Source organism: Clostridium sp. YIM B02551 (genome assembly GCF_022324735.1).
GTDB classification, from domain to species: Bacteria; Bacillota; Clostridia; order Clostridiales; family Clostridiaceae; genus Clostridium_T; species Clostridium_T paridis.
The window spans coordinates 154727-172682 of the sequence record NZ_JAKGTF010000005.1; the positions used below are offsets into that span (position 1 = coordinate 154727).

A 17956-nucleotide genomic window follows, 5' to 3' on the forward strand; every position below is an offset into this window, starting at 1 on the left:
GTTTCATCTCTAATTTTTTTGTTTCAATTATTTATTTTTAAAAATCATTATTTTTTATCATCTGCATATTCTCTCTCTGGTATAGGCTTATTTTGAATAAACTTAAAATCTTCAGCAATAACTTCTGCTATGTATTTCTTACTCCCATCTTTGTCTTCATAGCTTCCAGTTCTCAATCTGCCACTTAAACTTAATAAAGTACCCTTTTTCCCATATTCACAAAGAACTTCTGCTTTTCTTCCCCACATTACTACAGGAATTAAGTCAGACTTTCTGGTACCATCGGATCCTTTAAAGTTCCTTTCAACTGCGATAATAAATTTAGTAACCATCTTTTCGCTTTCCTCAAGTACTCTAAGTTCAGGGTCTTTTATTATTCTTCCCATTAACACAATTTTGTTCATATATACAACCTCCTGAAATTCTTCATTGTTAATTCTAACCATATTTCAATGAAATATACATTATTTCCATAACAACCAAAAAGATTTTTGCATTATATTATGAACTTATTTTTATCAACTATTCTAGTAAGATAGCATTTATTTCTCCCCCTAAAAGGACTATAAATGAAGAAATATATAACCAAGTCATTAATGCTATTACAGCTCCCAAGCTCCCATAGAGCCTCGAATAATTTGAAAAATTATTTACATAAAAAGAGAATAATGAAGATACAACAATCCAACCTAATGCACTTATTATAGCTCCCGGAAAACATTCTTTCCACATTACTTTTTTTGCAGGAATAAAATAGTAACTGGCAGCAAAAGCAAAAATCATTACTAACATAATAACTGCAAATCTCACACTGTTCCATGCGAAGGTTATTATATCGTCAAATGGGAACTTTGCTATTAAATATGCTCTTATTACTCCCCCAAAGACAATTAATAACAATGTTAGTATTATTATTATTCCCAAACCTACTGTGCCAATAATTCCATAAATTGTCCTCTTGATATAAGATCTTGTCTCTTTAACTTCATATGCTTTATCAAGCCCTCTATTTACTGCAGAAAATCCTGATGATGAAGTCCAAATAGCTAAAAGTGCTGTAGGTAAAATTAATTGTCCTTTTTGTCCATTAATTACTTCTACTACTGTAGACTCAACTAATTGATATACATTTTGAGGCAATATTGTTGATAGGTACACTAAAACCTCATCAGATTTAAGCTGGCTAAATCCGATCATTATCATTATAAACATGAGAAAAGGGAAAAATGATAATAGTAAGTAGTAGGCCAATTGAGCTGAAAGTGCAAATATATCGTCATCATTTACTTTAGTTACAAGCCTTTTACAAAACTTCCATGGTGTCCAAGTGTTGCCTATATATATCTTACTCATGCTTTCACTTCCCTTCTATTACTTTTCTACGAAACTTTTACTTACATAATTATATATTTACACTTTTTTATCACATATTATACCTAAATGAAAAAAGACTTGTAATTAGATTCTTTTACAAGCCTTTATAATACTAATTTAATGTATACTATAATTTAAATATCTTGTCTCTATTATTTTTCACATTCTTTGTAGCATTTCTTGTATCATATATTACTTTTGCTCTACGTGCTATCTCTTCATAATCATAACAGCTATGATTTGTTGTTATAATTACAGCATCAGCATCATCTATTACTTCATTCCAATCAACTGACTTATATATCTTTTTCTTATATTTAGCTTCTGGACAATATGGATCATTTACAATTACTTCTGCTCCATGTTTTTCTAAGTTCTCTATAACTTTAAATGATGGAGATTCTCTATAATCATCAATATCATTTTTATAAGCTAATCCCATCACTAATATTTTTGAGCCATTCATAGCCTTCTTATGTTTATTTAATATTTTCATTACATTATCAACAACAAATTCAGGCATTGAATCATTAATTTCACCAGATGTCTCAATTAACCTAGTATGATAATCATATTCCTTTGCCTTCCACTCTAAATAAAATGGATCAAGTGGTATACAGTGTCCGCCTAGTCCTGGTCCTGGATAAAATGGCATAAATCCATAAGGTTTAGTTTTTGCAGCATCAATTACTTCCCAAACGTCAATTCCCATTCTATTGCACAATATTGCCATCTCATTTGCTAATGCAATATTTATATTTCTAAAAGTGTTCTCAAGTATCTTTTCCATCTCTGCCACTGCTGGTGATGATACCGTATGAATTTCACCATCTAATACATTTCTATATAATGCAGCTGCAAGCTCTGTACATTCTTCTGTGCATCCCCCAACAACTTTTGGTGTATTTTTAGTATTAAATGTCTTATTTCCTGGATCTACTCGTTCTGGAGAAAATGCTAAAAAGAAATCTTTCCCGCAAACTAATCCACTTTCCTCAAGTATAGGCTTAAGTACTTCTTCTGTAGTACCTGGGTAAGTAGTACTTTCTAATATTACAAGCATTCCTTTATGAAGATATTTTGATACACTCCTTGTAGAACTTACTACATAAGATAAATCTGGTTGCTTATATTCATCTAATGGTGTAGGAACACAAATACAAATAGTATCAACATTTTCTACAAATGAAAAATCGCTTGTAGCTTTTAACTTACCTGCCTTAACTAAATCATTTAATTCCTCATCTACTACATCCCCGATATAGTTGTGGCCTTCATTTACCATCCTAACTTTTTCATCCTGAACATCGAAACCAATAGTTTCAAATCCAGCTTTTGCTTTTTCAACTGACAATGGTAGCCCTACATAACCAAGTCCTACAACTCCAACCTTTGCAGTTTTTGAATTTATTTTTTTTAGTAAAGTTTCTTTAAGTTCGCTCATAAAGATACCTCCTATTTTTCAAGAGCTTTAACTCCATTATTATCTTTTATATATTCTTCACCACAGGCAGAGCACTTTGCCTCACCCTTATCAAAGTGAATTTTTTCACCACATTTGCATACATAACCAACTACTCTACCTGGGTTTCCAACAACTAAAGCGAAGTCTGGAACTGTCTTAGTCACAACAGAACCTGCTCCAATTAATGCATATGCTCCTATATCATGACCACACACTATTGTTGCATTTGCTCCTATAGATGCACCTTTTTTTATCTTTGTTGGCTTATATTCACTCTTTCTCTCAATAAAGCTTCTTGGATTAATTACATTTGTAAATACACAAGATGGTCCTAAAAACACTCCATCTTCACATTCAACTCCAGTATAAACAGAAACATTATTCTGAATCTTTACTCCATTCCCTAACTTTACTCCTGGAGAAATAACTACGTTCTGTCCAATATTGCAATTTTCTCCTATTATTGAACCACCCATTATGTGAGAATAGTGCCATACTTTAGTTCCTGCGCCTATTACTACTCCCTCATCTAAATAGCTAGATTCATGACAAAAATAATCCTTACTCATTTTCTTCTCCTTTATTTGCATGAATTTTTTACTGAATCAATTATATAATTTACTTGATCACTTGTTAATTCTGGATAAACAGGTATTGCAAATGTTCTATGTGAAAGATATTCTGCATTAGGGAAATCCCCTTCTTTATATCCTAAGTTCTTATAAACTTTTTGAAGATGAAGTGGCACTGGATAATATACTCCTGTAGCTATTCCTTTTTCTTTTAGTTCTTCTAAGACACTTTCTCTTTCCTCACTTTGAAGTATATACATGTGATATACATGCTTTATATCCTCTCTCGCTATTGGTGTTTGAACATTTAATCCCTTAAAATTTTCATTATATATATCAACAACTTCTCTTCTTTTATTATTCCACTTATCGATTTCTTTAAGCTTAACTCTTAAAATCGCTGCTTGCATTGCATCTAATCTAGAATTAAAACCTATTAAATAATTATAGTATTTTAATGGATTATATACTGTATCATTAGCTCCTTCAGCCTTCTTAACTTCTTCTTGAATATTATTTAAAAGATTATACGCCTTTTGTCCATTTTCGCCACTACCATGAGTTCTTAATGCAGTTGCTATTGTTGCAAGTTTATGATTATTAGTAACTATCATACCCCCATCACCTGCGCAACCTAAGTTTTTAGTTGGGAAGAATGAAAAACAAGCCATATCCCCTAATGTTCCAACTTTTCTTCCCTTGTATTCTCCTCCAATAGCTTGACATGCATCTTCTAATACATAGAGATTATGTTTCTTAGCTATTTTATTTATTTCATCCATATCTGCACATTGCCCAAATATATGCACTGGTATAATTGCTTTTGTTTTATCTGTTATTTTTTCTTCAATTTTATCTGGATCTATATTAAAAGTATCTTTTTTAACATCTACAAAAACTGGTGTTGCACCTACTGCTGAAATACTTTCTGCTGATGCAAAGAATGTAAAAGTTGATGTGATAACTTCATCTCCTTCTCCTATTCCCATAGCTTTAAGTGCAATTACTAAAGCATCAGTTCCATTTCCAACTGAAATTGAATGTTCTACACCTATATAATCAGAAAATTCTTTTTCAAACTCTGATACATTCTTACCCATTATGTAGTTAGCTGAGGATAAAACATCTATAGTTACCTCGTTTAGTTCTTTTTCTAAAGATTTATATTGAGCTTTTAAATCAATTAATGGAATATTCATTAAATACAACTCCCTTAAATTTACTTTTGTTACAAACCTCATTTTATCACAAATAAAAATAGAAATAAAATATTTTTAACCATATTGTAATGATATAATAGACTCGTATAATATTTTTGAAGGGAGATATTCCTATGAATTATAAAATAGAAAATAAATTTTTAGAAATTGAAGCTGATACTTATGGAGCTGAACTTCATAGCATAAAAACCAAAAATAATCCCACTGAGTTTTTATGGAATGGAAATGAAGAATATTGGAAATATCATGCACCAATACTTTTTCCTATTGTAGGGAAAGTGGCAAACAATAAATATTCAGTTCAAGGAAAAACCTATGAACTTCCTCAACATGGTTTTGGAAGAATTTCTGAGTATGAATTAATAGAACAAACACAAGATTCATTGACCTTTGAATTAAAATTCAATTCTGAAACTATAAAAGTATATCCTTATAAGTTTTCTTTAAAAGTTAACTATAAACTTATAGACAACAATGTAAAAGTTTCTTACATTGTTACTAATTTAGATGATGAAGCTATATATTTTTCAATAGGCGCTCATCCTGCATTTTCATGTACTCTAGAATCTGGAGAAACTATTAATGATTACTACTTTGAGTTTAGTGAAAATGAAGATGCTTCATTAATGGAGCTATCAACAATAACTGGACTTTATACAGGGAAGGATATTCCTTTCTTAAATAATGAAAATAAAATTCCCCTTTCTAAAGAAGTATTTAATAATGATGCTCTAGTGTTTAGAAACTTAAATTCCAATAAAATATATTTAAGATCAAGAAATCATAATAAATATATGTCAATGGATTTCACTGGTTTTCCATATCTAGGTTTATGGTCAAAAGCTACAGGTGCTCCTTTCGTGTGTATTGAACCTTGGTTTGGTCATGCAGACTATGAAAATTTTAAGGGAGACTTTAAAGATAAAGAAGGAGTAGAAGTTTTAGAAGTTGGAAAAACTTTTGAATGCTCTTATATTTTAGAGTTTGTTAGTTAGTTATAATAAACAAAAAATCCAGCCTATAGGCTGGATTTTTTATATTCTATTTTTTTAAATAATGTGTTCCTTGTAATTTGAATTGCACATTTCTCTATATTTATAATTTTCTTTATACATATCTATTAATTCTTCTATAAGATCTTTGGCCAGCATCGCACTCATTAAATGATCTTCAGCATGCATAAGGAGCAAACTTATTTCTTGCTTATTCCCACTTGCTTCTTTTTGTATCATTGCATTTTGAATATCATGAGTTTTATATAATTCTTCTTTAGATTTACTAATAAGTACACGAGCCTCTTCAAAGTTTCCTTTCTTTGCTTCATGTAATGCTTCAAAGCAAATAGATTTTGCATTTCCTGCATGACTTATTATTGTAAATACTATTTCTTCTAGCTCCATATACTTCTCCTCCATTATTTATCTAAAAGTTTTAGTGCCATATCTAATGTCTTTTTTCCGTCAACTAATCCATAAACTTGAGCTGGTATATTATCGTATCTTTTTCCCTTACTCTCAACTACTTCCTTTACCCACTTTTCCTTAAACTTTACTTGTGGTCCTAATAAAAAAACATCATAATCATCAACAAATTTATCTAAATCCTCTACTGGCTCTGCTTTTATTATTATATTTTCAATTCCTCTCTCTTTTGCACAACTTTCCATCTTACTAACCAATAGACTAGTTGACATTCCTGCTGCACACATTAACAAAATTCTCATTTTAATTCCTCCTTCAACCTTTTCTATATAGTTGCTGCTTCTAATTCTTCAATTGCCTCATTTTGCAACTGTTGTTTCTCTGCATTTTTAAAGAAAGGATAGTAGATGCATGCTGCTATGATCATTTCTAATGCTGACCAAACTCCTGCCTTCCAATCACCGCCTGTTGCAATAAATGGTCCTATTATTGGTGGCATTGTCCATGGAACTAATGCAACTGGTCTTCCAATTATGTTTAAACTCATTAATATATAACTTAATGTTGTAAGAACTAATGGTACTAGAGTAAAAGGTACTATAACCAATGGATTTAATACCACTGGGAATCCAAATATTATAGGTTCATTAATTTCAAAACATGCAGATGGGAATGCAACTTTTCCAAGGGATTTATATAGTTTACTTTTTGACCCTAACATTAAGATTACTAAGCTTAATGTTGCTCCAGTTCCACCAACATTAACAAACAATGAATAGAACCCTGATGCTGTAACATAAGGAATCTCCTTATGAGCTGCAAATGCTGCTGTATTAACTGTTAAAAATTGAAGGAATATTGGATCTGCAATCCCTTCAAGAGCCATATCTCCATGTACTCCTGCTGACCATAATAATGTAACTAATGCACTATACACTAATATTCCTGGTAAAGTATTTAATGCGAATACTATTGGTGAGAATATCCAAGTTATAAATGATGTAACATCAAAGCCTAACATTACCCTAATTATCCATAATACAATTCCTACTGCTAAAGCTGGTGTTAATGCTATAAATGAATTACCTACTGCTGGAGGGACTCCTGCTGGGAGCTTAATTACTATATCCCTTTTAACGAAGAATTTCAACGTTTCCACTGCAAATATTGAAACTAATATTGCTGTAAATAGACCTTCAGCTCCAAACTTACTAGTATCTAATGCAAATTCTGGTGTTATTTGAGTTATTAAAAATCCAAAAAACGATATAACTGCGCCAGTTATAGGATCTAGCTTGTAGGTTTTAGCTAAGTTATACCCTATACCTAGTGTTGCCAATACTCCTAATACACCAAATGAACTGTTAACAACTACATTTAGTTTATCAGCGTATCCTCCAATAAAATCTGGCCACCAATCAAATGGTAAGTTGCCAATTATTAAGAAAATACTACCCACAATAATAAATGGAATAGTGATTGCTAGTCCATTACGAACTGCTACTAAGTGTCTTTGATTACCAACCTTGACTAATGGCGGAATCAATTTAGCTTCAAAAAACTTCATGAATTTCTCCATACTTCTCAACTCCTTAAAATATAATTACGTATTTTTATAAAGCAACTACCATGCCAAAATAATACACCACCCTAAAACCCTTATAAAATGAGGGTTCTAGAGTGGCACAAACAAACTGTATCAACGTGTATCTTTTTATTGGTTAAATAATATACAAATGATACACTAGAAATCTATAAATAATACGCAATTTTCACAATATTGGCATACTCTTCTATAGGGAACTTAACACCAAAGCTACTTTCAAGAGACTCTAAAGCATCTCTTATCAAATTTATCTTGTCCATATTCTTCTTAACAATATCTCCATTTGAATTAATGTGTATTATTTTTTCATTTTTTAATACACGTTCTATAGCACATGCGATATGCAATATTAGTCCAAGCATAGGATTCTCACCTATTTGTACATTGTTATTTCTTAATATAATTATAAACTTTCTAAATCCCTCTATAAACTTACTACTATTAATATCAGTATTTTCTTCTATCACTTTCTGCATACTATCAATAGTTTGTATAAGTGCAATAACTTCTGATAAATCATTTATCTTTTCCCCTTTAAATATATCTGAGGTTGATAAATAAATTACTTCTCTATCCTTAGGGTTGCTTGCACTAACAACTCCAATCACATTTTTATTCTTCTTTATTTTTTCTATATTTCTCTTGAACTTAGTGCTATCTGTTATTTCTATTGGAATTACATCAATGTTATGTCTACTTAAATTCAACTTCTGCTCAAGAATATCTTTAAGCTTAAGTGCTGCACCTTGTCCAGTAATGCAAGCAGTAACTATTACATTGTTTTTTAACCTCTCATTAAATTCATAACTTTCTTTATATATCTTACCTTTATAAGGACTACTGCTTGTACATGCATCATAAATCTCTTCTAATGAATAATTTAGCAAAGCTTTTCTTGTTGCCTCTAAAACTATTAAGGTTGATACCATATCTACACTCTTTATAGGTATTTTAGTTTTTTCACTGATCATGTCTCCAAAAAAAACTAGTGAACCCATATCAACAAGCAGTATTACTCCATTACCTTTATTAGCATTTCTTACAATATCCATTAAATTCTCTAAAGCGACTTCTGGTTTTTGATCAAGAGGCATGTTATACCCTATGGCATGATTTTCTCCAAGCAACCTATTCGCTACATCTACAATTGATGTAGCCGCTGATTCTCCATGCATAGCTACTACAACACCCACTTTTTCTTCTTTAACAACTTCATTATTATCCATGCATAGAAACATTGTAATGAAGCCAACTTCATCCTCAGATAAAATTACATTAAAATAACATTCAATGCTTTCTTTAAGAACATTTGCTATTTCAAATTCTTTCTTATAATTATATTTTATGTCCTCCAATTGATGATTCTCCATATTTCTTCCAGTTTTAATTCTCTCAATTGTACTAACAATATGCATAGATAGTCCGTATAATATTTTATTATTAAACTTTCTATTTAGTTTTCTCTCCGCCTCTTTAAGAAACCTATCAATAATACTTACTACCTTTTTGTCCACTACTTTATATAATTCTTCTAAATTATCATTTCCTATAGTTAAAATATACTTCTTAAGGTATCTATCCATATCTAAGCTCATGATAAGCTTAATATCTTTTTCATTCATTCCCTTTGTCTCTAAAACCTTTTTCTTTTCTTCAAGGGCATCATAAAAATTATAATTTGATTTTTCTTCTGTCTCCCATGTATTTATTCCACTGGATGTAAACTTCAATGCATCTTCATTTAAAAACTTATCTACTTCTTCTTTATTGTTTTTATATTTTAAAGCTCCTTTAATTATATAGTCCGGAAGATCTTGACTGTTTATATATAAGGATTCTTCACGATTTAGCATATTATTCAAAAAAGCTTTTGCACAACATAGTTTTATATCACTTTTTAATTGTCCAATATTATTAGGACAATCGTATAATAATAATGCCTTAAGGGTGTTTGATGTTACAGTAATATCTGTCTTTATACATTTGGCTTCATTTTTCAAAAAGGTTTTTATCAAATCATATCGTTCTTCTAGACTTCTTTCCCTAAGCGAAGGCAGCTTTATTGTCATAGGAATTCTTCTAGTGAATGTTTTTAATAACCCAGATTGTGTATTCTCTGTTGTTGCACATATAATTAAAACCTTTATGCTATTTTCAACTTGTGTTTCTCCGAGCTTCCTATATACCCCCTTATCGATAATATAAAAAAGCATTTCCTGCCCTTCTGGAGGAAGTCTATGTACTTCATCTAAAAATAAAATTCCTCCATTAGCTTTTTCAATTAGTCCATCTCTGTCTTTATCTGCACCTGTATATGATCCTTTTTTTACCCCAAACAACTGAGCCATTAACAACTGTGGATTATTAGAATAATCTGCACAGTTAAATGTTACAAAGGGGCTATCTTCCGTAAACTTTCCTATTTCTTTAGCATACTTAAACATTGTTTCTGCAAACATAGACTTACCTGTGCCAGTTTCTCCAAGCAAAATAGTATGAAGCCCATCTGGCGGATATACTATAGCTGATTTAGCTTGCAATATTGAGTTTCTTAAAGATACGCTTGCTCCTAATACATTTTCAAATACATCTATACTTGTTTCACTATGTTTAAAGATTGATTCATCTAAGACCTTGTATAATACAGGCTTACCTTCAATCTTTTCCACTCTTCCCTGGCTATATAGTTTATTAAGGTCACTAGATGCATTTGTTCTTTGTATCTCTAGAGTTTTAGAAAGCTCTATGGCTGATATTCCTATTATATTTTCTCCACTTTTATATTGCCTTAAACAAAACTCATATAACGTTTTATATACCTTATCTATCCTTTTCATAAAATGATACACCCTTACTATGAATGAATTTTTCTCAAAAATATTACTAATAGAAAAATTATATAACAAATTTAAACATTTACACAACTCGTGTTTAAATTTGTTGTTTTAAAATAAATTAAGACGTCTCAGCATGCCTATTATTGCATACTGAGACGTCAATGCCCCTAAAACCTATTATATTTATTTATGTTTACATATTATTTATTGCTTACTGCTCTAATTACATTTTAATATTTATAGTAGTTTATCCTACGGACTCTTCTAATTCCTGTGGTTCAACATTATCGAACTCTACATCCTCTAACTTTACTACCTTTGTTTTGTATTTCAATTTGTAAACAATCCATATTCCTAAGAATAAAGGTAGTCCAATATAGGAAGAAATTAGTCCACCCCAATCAATATTTTCGGCTTCAATATAGCTAACTCCTTGTCCTAAAACAACAACGGTACATAGAGCTAATGCTATTATTGGTCCTATCGGGAATAACTTAGCTTTATATTTTAACTTACTCATATCTTGCTTTTGTGCAACATATGCTCTTCTAAAACGGAAATGACAAAGTGCTATACCAAGCCAAGCAACAAAACCTGCCAAACCTGATGCTGCAACTAACCATACATATACTGTACTTTCCGCATATATACCAGTTAAGAAACAAGCTGCTGCTACTAATGTTGTTAAAAGTACTGCATTTATAGGAACACCTTTTGAATTAACTTTACCTAACCACTTAGGTGCCATACCTTCTTTTGCCATAGCAAATAGCATTCTGCTAGATGCATACATACCTGAATTCCCACAAGATAGTACAGAAGTTAATATAACTGCATTCATTAATGATGCTGCTGCTGCAATTCCTGCTTTTTCAAATATTAGTGTAAATGGGCTTGTATCAACACCAGCTTGAGTATAAGGAATTATTGCTCCAACTACAAAGATTGTTCCTATATAAAATATTAATATTCTCCAAAATACAGAATTAATAGCTTTAGGAATAGTTTTTTCTGGATTTTCACTTTCTCCAGCTGCTACTCCAATAAGCTCAGTTCCTTGGAATGAAAAACCAGCTATTAAGAATATCATAAATATTGATTTAAATCCACCAACAAATGGTGCTCCATCAACAGTAAAATTCTTGAATCCAACTGCATTTCCTCCAAGAATTCCTAATATAGTTGCAACTCCTATAACTAAAAATACTATTACTGTAACTACCTTAATTCCAGCAAACCAGAATTCAGATTCTCCATAAGATTTTGCTGATAATATGTTTAATGCAACTATTATAACTAAGAATATTGCACTCCATAATACTGCTGGTACGTTAGGGAACCAAAACTTCATTAATAACGATCCAGCAACTAATTCAGCTGCTACAGTTATTGCCCAGTTATACCAATAATTCCAACCAAGCGCAAAGCCTAATGCTGGATCAACAAATTTAGTTGCATATACACTAAATGATCCTGATACAGGCATGAAAGTTGCCATTTCTCCTAAACTCGTTATTAGGAAATATACCATAACTGCAATACATCCATAAGCTACTAACGCTCCTCCTGGTCCTGCTTGATTAATTGTTGCTCCTAAAGCTACAAATATACCTGTTCCAATTGAACCACCTAAGGCTATCATATTTAAATGTCTTGCCTTTAAACTTCTTTTAAGTTCTTGATTGTTTCCCTCTATTTGAGAATTTGAGTTACTCATTTTGTCCTCCTTAAAAATAATTTTCTTTTAAAAATTAAAAAAACCCTGAGCATTCACTCAGGGCATCAATATATTCATACATAAAGGTAAATACGAAAATATATTAAACACGCATCAGTGATAGCTCTCCACAAACGACTTTGTGACAGTCTTGCATATATTTTATGCAAGCCCAGCATTACAACCTTAAAGCATCGGTTGTACACTTCGGCAAAGTTTCCTTTCAAATTGCTTCATTGTGCTTACCTCAGCAATTTTACTCTTAAACTTCGCGCCTCTATCTAGACTATATTGTTTTAACTTCCAACTTATTATATACTTCGACATTATAATTGGTCAATAGTAATTTTTACAATTTATTAATTTCTTGAATTCTGCAAAATTTCTATCTTTATCTTTGATTTTCTATTGTTTTCGCCAACTCTCATGAATTTTAATCTTTATAAATAAATATTAAAATCTATGAAAATTGTAATTTATTTTGTATATTTTTAATATTTACTATACTTGCCATTAATGCTACATTATATATAATGAGTTAAGTAGCATATTTATATATTCTGAAGTATAAGGGGCGAATTATATGAGAAAATCTAGTTTTTATTATAATAAAAGTTTATTAACCAAAAATTCTTTAATTTTAGGATCTGGTTTAATTGCACTTACAGTGCTAAGTATTATATTTTATCTACAATCAAAAAGCAGCTTTTTTATTTTTTATCTTTTAGGTATTTATGCCATTTTTCTTCCTGGAATAATAAGTTCTTCTGGAGTACTTATAAGGAAAAACTGTGAGTTTGTTATTATAGAAGACTCAAATATAACAATAAATACTATAGGTATTTCAAAAAAGCAATTTACCGTAAATGAAATTAAAGAAATAATCGCTGACAAAGATAGGATAAAAATTAAATATAAAAAAAATAAAACTTTTATAGTTAGAGCAAGATTTGTGGACTCTTATGATAATTTCAAAAAATTAAGCAAGACCTTAACACAATTAAGTCCACGCAAGTAATGTTTTAAAGGGCTAGCTAAAATCTATTTAAAAGATTTTAACTAGCCCTCTTATCTTAATTAGTATTGAACACTTTTTAGGCATAATCCCTTGGCTTGAGCTATAGGTCCTGCTTCTGCTCTTTTCTTCTCATCTAATATTCTTTCTACATCCTTAACATTAAGCTTTCCTACTCCAACTTCTAATAGGGTTCCAACAATTATTCTTACCATATTCCATAAGAATCCATTACCATTTACCTCTACCTCAATCATTCCATCATTCTCAGTTATATTAATATAATTAATGGTTCTTACCGTTGATTTAGAATTGGATTTTAAGCTTGTAAAACTTTGAAAATCATGAGTCCCAATTAAGAACTCTGATGCTTTTTTCATATCATCTAAATTTAGTTTCTCATTTGTATGATATGTATACTTTCTATTAAATACATTTCTAAACCTGCCATTATATATTCTATATACATAAGTTTTTGATTTGACATTATATCTTGCATGAAATCTTTCTGTTGTATCTTTCATACTTTTAACAACTATATCTTCTGGCAAATATTCATATAAATAATCAAGCATTTCATCTATAGACATATTACTATTTGTACGGAAATTAGCTACATAGTTTTCAGCATGTACTCCTGAATCAGTTCTTCCACAACCTATTACTTGAATTTCTTCTCCTGTCATTTTAGACAAAACAGATTCAATTTTCTCTTGTATAGTTGGCGAATTTTCCTTCTGTCTTTGCCATCCTTTATATCTTGTTCCATCATATTGTAATGATATTTTTAAGTTTCTCATATGTTTCCACCTTTAACTTTTTATTAGCACCTGTAATTTCACATTTAAATTATATCCATATGTTTTGAATAAATCCATCAATTTTCACATTAATAAAATAGTAGAGATAAAATATTTTTAATTCATTAAATATATTTTCAAATAATATATTTATAGAAGCTTACCTTTTATAGGATTTTAAGTTCAACTTCCTATAAAAAATCCTATACATATTGCAATAAGCGTATTGGAGATTATAAAATGCAGAATATTAAAATTGATAGTAAAATGCTTCTATTTTATTCTAATCAAGATAGTGATAAAACAAAATCTATATGGACTAGGCAAGTAAAAGGCTTCGAACTTTATGAATTATTCTGGATTCTTATTTTATTTAGTATCGGTGGTTTTTTAATAGAAAGTTTTTGGTGTTTTATAAAAAATGGGTATATAGAGAGTAGAAAAGGACTGCTCTTTGGTCCCTTCTGCCCCATATATGGTGTTGGCGCTGTTGTTTTTCTCTTCTTACTCAATTCCTTTAGAGCAAATCTACTTAAATTAGCTCTAGGTAGTTTTTTCTATGGTTCTTTAGTTGAATATATATTTAGCTTTTTACAAGAAAAATTTTTTGGTAGTGTTTCCTGGGATTATAGCAATATTCCCTTTAACATAAACGGCAGAGTATGTCTTATGTATTCCCTCTTCTGGACTTTATCTGGAATATTGTTTATCAGATATCTATATCCTAACGTAGCGCTGCTAATCTGCTTAATTCCTAGACCTGAAGGGGAGCTAATAGCATCACTTCTTTTTATTTATATTTGCTTTGATGTATTTATTTCTGTTTCAGCTATACTTAGATCAGTAGAAAGATCCTCATTTACTCAAACTAACAATATATATTATAAACATTTAGATAAAGAATTTAACGATATTTACTTACGTAAAATATTTCCTAACATGAAGTTTATATAATATTAAAAAGCTGTATCTTGAGAGGACAATTTTATTAATCATCATCTTAAGATGCAGCTAATGTCAGAATGATTTATACATCTATTATCTACCTTCTAAAATCTCAATCAAATCAACTTTTCGGAAAAATCTTTTTATAGGTACTATTACTGTTAATCCTAATATTATTGGTAATAGACTAGAATAGAACAAATGCCTTCCATTTACTATATCTATTCCTTGTCCGTGAGCTTTTAAATACACCTCATTTATTACTACAGTGCCAAATAAGCCAAGTATTGCGCCTAGTACAAATGCACATACTACAACCAAAAAGTTTTCTTTGAGTAGGTTTAATATAATCCAACTTTTACTTCTTCCTAATGCATTCATTAGTGCTAACTCTTCTTTTCTTGATAACATATTTATATAAAATAAGTTTCCAAGTACTATCCATTCAAGTATTATGAAGAAAATCATTATAAATATGCCTAATCCTTTAAAACTGTTATTAAAAGAATTAACAAATCCACTATAAGTTTTTTCATCGATAGCTTGAATATTATTTTTATATTTTTCAACAATCTTATTTAACCCATCTTCATTATTAAAGATTACAATATATCCAGTATTTCTTGCGTCTTCTTTTATATCATTATTTATATAGTAGTTTATTATCTCATTACTTTTTATAAAGCCAGTAACTTTTTTCTTTCCAGTAAGAGATTCATAATCATCTACATCATTTCCTATAAATTCTCCCACTTTATATCCATTAGCTTTTGCATAATCCTCGTTTAAAATAATTTCATCATTATTTACTGGCATTCTGCCTTCACTAATCTCATAGTCTTTAGCTTTCATTATTTTAATTAAATCTTGGCTACTTACTCCAAATACTCTAGAACCTATTGATCCTAAAATTGTTCTCATTGATGTATTATTTAATTCTCCCTTAAATAAATAATCAACAGAATCTAAATTTGTTAACTCGGTATACATTTTATCTATATAAAGTTTAGAATCATGTTCACTGCTATCATAATAAAAACTTTGATTTTTTATTGGTTCTACACTTAATCTATCAATAATTTTTATAAAGTTTCCCCCAATGCCAAAAATCAGATAAACACTTGCAACTCCTAGTGCTACTGATATTATTATAGATATGAGACTTCCAATATTATTACTAAAGTACTTAAATATATTCATTATCTTCCCCCCTCAATTATAGCTATTGTATCTGCGTTTCTTATTAGATTTATTATTGGGAAAATTGAAAATAAAGTTATGAACATTGGAAAAGGGATTATTTTTAATGAATCTGATAATTCTACTCTGTATGCCGGCATTCCACTATAAAAACCATGAATATTTCTTGCTACTACATAAAGTATTATAAGAACTACTGCAAATAACACGCCAACTATTGTAGTTACAAAAATTTCCTTTATAATCTTTATAAATATATCCGTTATACTATATCCCAAAGCTTTTAATACTCCAAATTCATTTTTTCTTTGATAATAAGCGGAGTAATTTATAAATCCTAATATTATCCCTTGTACCATAACCAAAATAAATACTACTATATTTGTGATAATTGTGAAGGATGAAAAGAAACTCTCAATATCATTTATATCTGTTTCATAGGTAGTTACGGTATACTTTTTACTTTTCTCTGATAGTAAACTAGAATTTATTTGACTTTTATTTGATTCATTAAAGTACAACAAAAAGTTTTTATTTTGGATCATATCTATTTCTTTTTGATCTGTTGGAATAAACGCTACATTAATATTCCCTTCATATATTCCTTGGATTTCATATTCTCCATCTATTCTAAAAAAGTCATCTGTATCCTTTGAAATTCTATCACCTAGTTTAACTTTTTTATTTCTGGCTACTTGCTCACTAATTATTAATCCATCTTTTTTAGTACTATCTATATATCCCTCTTTAAGCTTTAGACTTAATTTTTTCATAGTATACTCAATATCTTTATTTGTCATATTATAAACTATGAGTTCGGCATCAGTTCCTATTCCTGTTCTATATGAGCTACTTCTTTCTACTGTATTTATTATCTTTTCTACATTCCCTTGCTGTTCAATTTTATTTACTAACTTTTCTGCATCATTTCCATTTAAAGCTTTAACTTCTGAAAAACTTTTTAATCTATTAGATGATAAATAAAAACCATCGACCATATTTCGTATTTCTAATTGAAATATAAATACTATTAAGATAGATAAAGCTATTGATAAAGCTATACTAAAAGTTCTTCTTTTATGAGACATTAAATATTTAATAGAACTTAATGGTGACACTACTCATCACCATCCTTTAGCTTTCCATCCCAAATATGAATCTTTTCATAATCTTTACTTAAAATTGCTTCATCATGTGTAACTACTATTACGGTTGCATTTTTCTTATGCTTACTAAGAAAATTCATTACTGACTGAGCATTCTGATGATCTAACGAGGCTGTAGGTTCATCTGCAAAAATAACTTTTGGCCTATTAATCAGTGCTCTTGCAATAGCAACTCTTTGCCTTTGTCCACCTGATATTTCATAAGGCTTCTTATTCATTAATTCTTTTAATCCTAAATCACATAACATTTCTTGGGCGAATTCTCTATACTTGTTTGCTTCTTTATCTACTGGAACTAATACATTATCTAAAGTTGAAAGATAATTCACTAAAAAGTGTCTTTGAAATATAAATCCAAAATTCTTCATTCTGAAAGAAGACAATTCTTTATCATTTAATTCTCCTATATTTATATCATCAAATAGTACTTTTCCTGAGGTTGGTCTTCTAAGTCCACTTAGTAAATATAACAGTGTACTTTTGCCACATCCTGATGGTCCTAGTATTCCATATAATTCACCTGAGTTAAAAGTTATATTAATATCTTTAATAGCATGAAATTGTCCTGGTTTTCCTATATCAAAAACGTGATTTAATGCTTCACCTTTTATCATAAAT

The 17956-nt window shown here is 29.9% G+C and carries 17 protein-coding genes and 1 riboswitch; of the genes, 3 read left to right on the top strand and 14 right to left on the bottom strand.

Annotated elements, in window-relative coordinates; translation table 11 throughout:
* Window positions 1-47: 47 nt before the first annotated feature.
* The 5 genes from L1S47_RS07825 to L1S47_RS07845 form a co-directional block, all read right to left on the bottom strand.
* Entirely contained in the window at window positions 48-404 is a 357-nt protein-coding gene (locus tag L1S47_RS07825; protein WP_238883037.1) for a single-stranded DNA-binding protein, read from the bottom strand.
* Between the two features lie 118 nt (window positions 405-522).
* Complete coding sequence (locus tag L1S47_RS07830) at window positions 523-1353, bottom strand: YihY/virulence factor BrkB family protein (protein ID WP_238883039.1); 831 nt, start codon at window positions 1351-1353, stop codon at window positions 523-525.
* 148 nt (window positions 1354-1501) lie between these two features.
* On the bottom strand, window positions 1502-2818 hold the full coding sequence (locus L1S47_RS07835; RefSeq protein ID WP_202766908.1) for a nucleotide sugar dehydrogenase: 1317 nt from the start codon (window positions 2816-2818) through the stop codon (window positions 1502-1504).
* An 11-nt stretch (window positions 2819-2829) separates the two neighbouring features.
* On the bottom strand, window positions 2830-3408 hold the full coding sequence (locus L1S47_RS07840; RefSeq protein ID WP_238883040.1) for an acyltransferase: 579 nt from the start codon (window positions 3406-3408) through the stop codon (window positions 2830-2832).
* Window positions 3409-3419: 11 nt separating this feature from the next.
* Window positions 3420-4610 (bottom strand): DegT/DnrJ/EryC1/StrS aminotransferase family protein, encoded by a 1191-nt coding sequence (locus L1S47_RS07845; RefSeq protein WP_238883042.1) that lies wholly within the window; start codon window positions 4608-4610, stop codon window positions 3420-3422.
* Between the two features lie 134 nt (window positions 4611-4744).
* Between L1S47_RS07845 and L1S47_RS07850 the strand changes: the two genes are divergently transcribed.
* The gene (locus L1S47_RS07850) at window positions 4745-5626 is read left to right on the top strand and encodes an aldose 1-epimerase family protein (protein WP_238883044.1); all 882 of its coding nucleotides are present in this window, start codon (window positions 4745-4747) and stop codon (window positions 5624-5626) included.
* Between the two features lie 54 nt (window positions 5627-5680).
* On the opposite strand, the gene L1S47_RS07855 is transcribed toward L1S47_RS07850, so the two are convergent.
* The 5 genes from L1S47_RS07855 to L1S47_RS07875 all read right to left on the bottom strand — a co-directional run bounded on the left by L1S47_RS07855 (window position 5681) and on the right by L1S47_RS07875 (window position 12212).
* Window positions 5681-6031 (bottom strand): PTS lactose/cellobiose transporter subunit IIA, encoded by a 351-nt coding sequence (locus L1S47_RS07855; protein ID WP_238883046.1) that lies wholly within the window; start codon window positions 6029-6031, stop codon window positions 5681-5683.
* A 14-nt stretch (window positions 6032-6045) separates the two neighbouring features.
* On the bottom strand, window positions 6046-6354 hold the full coding sequence (locus L1S47_RS07860) for a PTS sugar transporter subunit IIB (protein ID WP_238883048.1): 309 nt from the start codon (window positions 6352-6354) through the stop codon (window positions 6046-6048).
* 23 nt (window positions 6355-6377) lie between these two features.
* Window positions 6378-7631, bottom strand: a complete 1254-nt coding sequence (locus L1S47_RS07865) for a PTS sugar transporter subunit IIC (protein WP_238883050.1) — start codon at window positions 7629-7631, stop codon at window positions 6378-6380.
* Between the two features lie 173 nt (window positions 7632-7804).
* Window positions 7805-10495, bottom strand: coding sequence for a sigma 54-interacting transcriptional regulator (locus tag L1S47_RS07870; protein WP_238883052.1), 2691 nt, complete (start codon window positions 10493-10495; stop codon window positions 7805-7807).
* A 247-nt stretch (window positions 10496-10742) separates the two neighbouring features.
* The gene (locus tag L1S47_RS07875) at window positions 10743-12212 is read right to left on the bottom strand and encodes an amino acid permease (protein ID WP_238883054.1); all 1470 of its coding nucleotides are present in this window, start codon (window positions 12210-12212) and stop codon (window positions 10743-10745) included.
* A 113-nt stretch (window positions 12213-12325) separates the two neighbouring features.
* Window positions 12326-12500, bottom strand: a riboswitch (Lysine riboswitch).
* 295 nt (window positions 12501-12795) lie between these two features.
* Here L1S47_RS07875 and L1S47_RS07880 point away from each other — a divergent pair.
* Window positions 12796-13230, top strand: coding sequence for a hypothetical protein (locus tag L1S47_RS07880; protein ID WP_238883056.1), 435 nt, complete (start codon window positions 12796-12798; stop codon window positions 13228-13230).
* Between the two features lie 59 nt (window positions 13231-13289).
* Here the strand turns inward: L1S47_RS07880 and truA are convergent, their stop codons facing one another.
* Entirely contained in the window at window positions 13290-14027 is a 738-nt protein-coding gene (gene truA / locus L1S47_RS07885; protein ID WP_238883058.1) for a tRNA pseudouridine(38-40) synthase TruA, read from the bottom strand.
* 240 nt (window positions 14028-14267) lie between these two features.
* Between truA and L1S47_RS07890 the strand changes: the two genes are divergently transcribed.
* Window positions 14268-14981 (top strand): putative ABC transporter permease, encoded by a 714-nt coding sequence (locus tag L1S47_RS07890; protein ID WP_238883060.1) that lies wholly within the window; start codon window positions 14268-14270, stop codon window positions 14979-14981.
* A gap of 84 nt (window positions 14982-15065) precedes the next feature.
* Here the strand turns inward: L1S47_RS07890 and L1S47_RS07895 are convergent, their stop codons facing one another.
* From L1S47_RS07895 to L1S47_RS07905, 3 genes are read right to left on the bottom strand one after another with little or no spacing between them, the layout of a single operon-like run.
* The gene (locus L1S47_RS07895; RefSeq protein ID WP_238883062.1) at window positions 15066-16172 is read right to left on the bottom strand and encodes an FtsX-like permease family protein; all 1107 of its coding nucleotides are present in this window, start codon (window positions 16170-16172) and stop codon (window positions 15066-15068) included.
* Window positions 16172-17290: an FtsX-like permease family protein gene (locus L1S47_RS20710; protein ID WP_238883064.1), complete on the bottom strand. Its 1119-nt coding sequence runs from the start codon at window positions 17288-17290 to the stop codon at window positions 16172-16174. Before L1S47_RS20710 ends, L1S47_RS07895 begins: the two co-directional genes overlap by 1 nt.
* Window positions 17290-17952, bottom strand: a complete 663-nt coding sequence (locus L1S47_RS07905) for an ABC transporter ATP-binding protein (protein ID WP_238883066.1) — start codon at window positions 17950-17952, stop codon at window positions 17290-17292. The genes L1S47_RS20710 and L1S47_RS07905 overlap by 1 nt, the downstream gene beginning before the upstream one ends.
* Between the last annotated feature and the right edge of the window lie 4 nt (window positions 17953-17956).

Excerpts from the sequence above, each read along its gene's own strand:
- L1S47_RS07825 (WP_238883037.1), bottom strand. The coding sequence starts at position 404 with ATGAACAAAATTGTGTTAATGGGAAGAATAATAAAAGACCCTGAACTT.
- L1S47_RS07830 (WP_238883039.1), bottom strand. The coding sequence starts at position 1,353 with ATGAGTAAGATATATATAGGCAACACTTGGACACCATGGAAGTTTTGT.
- L1S47_RS07835 (WP_202766908.1), bottom strand. The coding sequence starts at position 2,818 with ATGAGCGAACTTAAAGAAACTTTACTAAAAAAAATAAATTCAAAAACT.
- L1S47_RS07840 (WP_238883040.1), bottom strand. The coding sequence starts at position 3,408 with ATGAGTAAGGATTATTTTTGTCATGAATCTAGCTATTTAGATGAGGGA.
- L1S47_RS07845 (WP_238883042.1), bottom strand. The coding sequence starts at position 4,610 with ATGAATATTCCATTAATTGATTTAAAAGCTCAATATAAATCTTTAGAA.
- L1S47_RS07850 (WP_238883044.1), top strand. The coding sequence starts at position 4,745 with ATGAATTATAAAATAGAAAATAAATTTTTAGAAATTGAAGCTGATACT.
- L1S47_RS07855 (WP_238883046.1), bottom strand. The coding sequence starts at position 6,031 with ATGGAGCTAGAAGAAATAGTATTTACAATAATAAGTCATGCAGGAAAT.
- L1S47_RS07860 (WP_238883048.1), bottom strand. The coding sequence starts at position 6,354 with ATGAGAATTTTGTTAATGTGTGCAGCAGGAATGTCAACTAGTCTATTG.
- L1S47_RS07865 (WP_238883050.1), bottom strand. The coding sequence starts at position 7,631 with ATGGAGAAATTCATGAAGTTTTTTGAAGCTAAATTGATTCCGCCATTA.
- L1S47_RS07870 (WP_238883052.1), bottom strand. The coding sequence starts at position 10,495 with ATGAAAAGGATAGATAAGGTATATAAAACGTTATATGAGTTTTGTTTA.
- L1S47_RS07875 (WP_238883054.1), bottom strand. The coding sequence starts at position 12,212 with ATGAGTAACTCAAATTCTCAAATAGAGGGAAACAATCAAGAACTTAAA.
- L1S47_RS07880 (WP_238883056.1), top strand. The coding sequence starts at position 12,796 with ATGAGAAAATCTAGTTTTTATTATAATAAAAGTTTATTAACCAAAAAT.
- truA (WP_238883058.1), bottom strand. The coding sequence starts at position 14,027 with ATGAGAAACTTAAAAATATCATTACAATATGATGGAACAAGATATAAA.
- L1S47_RS07890 (WP_238883060.1), top strand. The coding sequence starts at position 14,268 with ATGCAGAATATTAAAATTGATAGTAAAATGCTTCTATTTTATTCTAAT.
- L1S47_RS07895 (WP_238883062.1), bottom strand. The coding sequence starts at position 16,172 with ATGAATATATTTAAGTACTTTAGTAATAATATTGGAAGTCTCATATCT.
- L1S47_RS07905 (WP_238883066.1), bottom strand. The coding sequence starts at position 17,952 with ATGATAAAAGGTGAAGCATTAAATCACGTTTTTGATATAGGAAAACCA.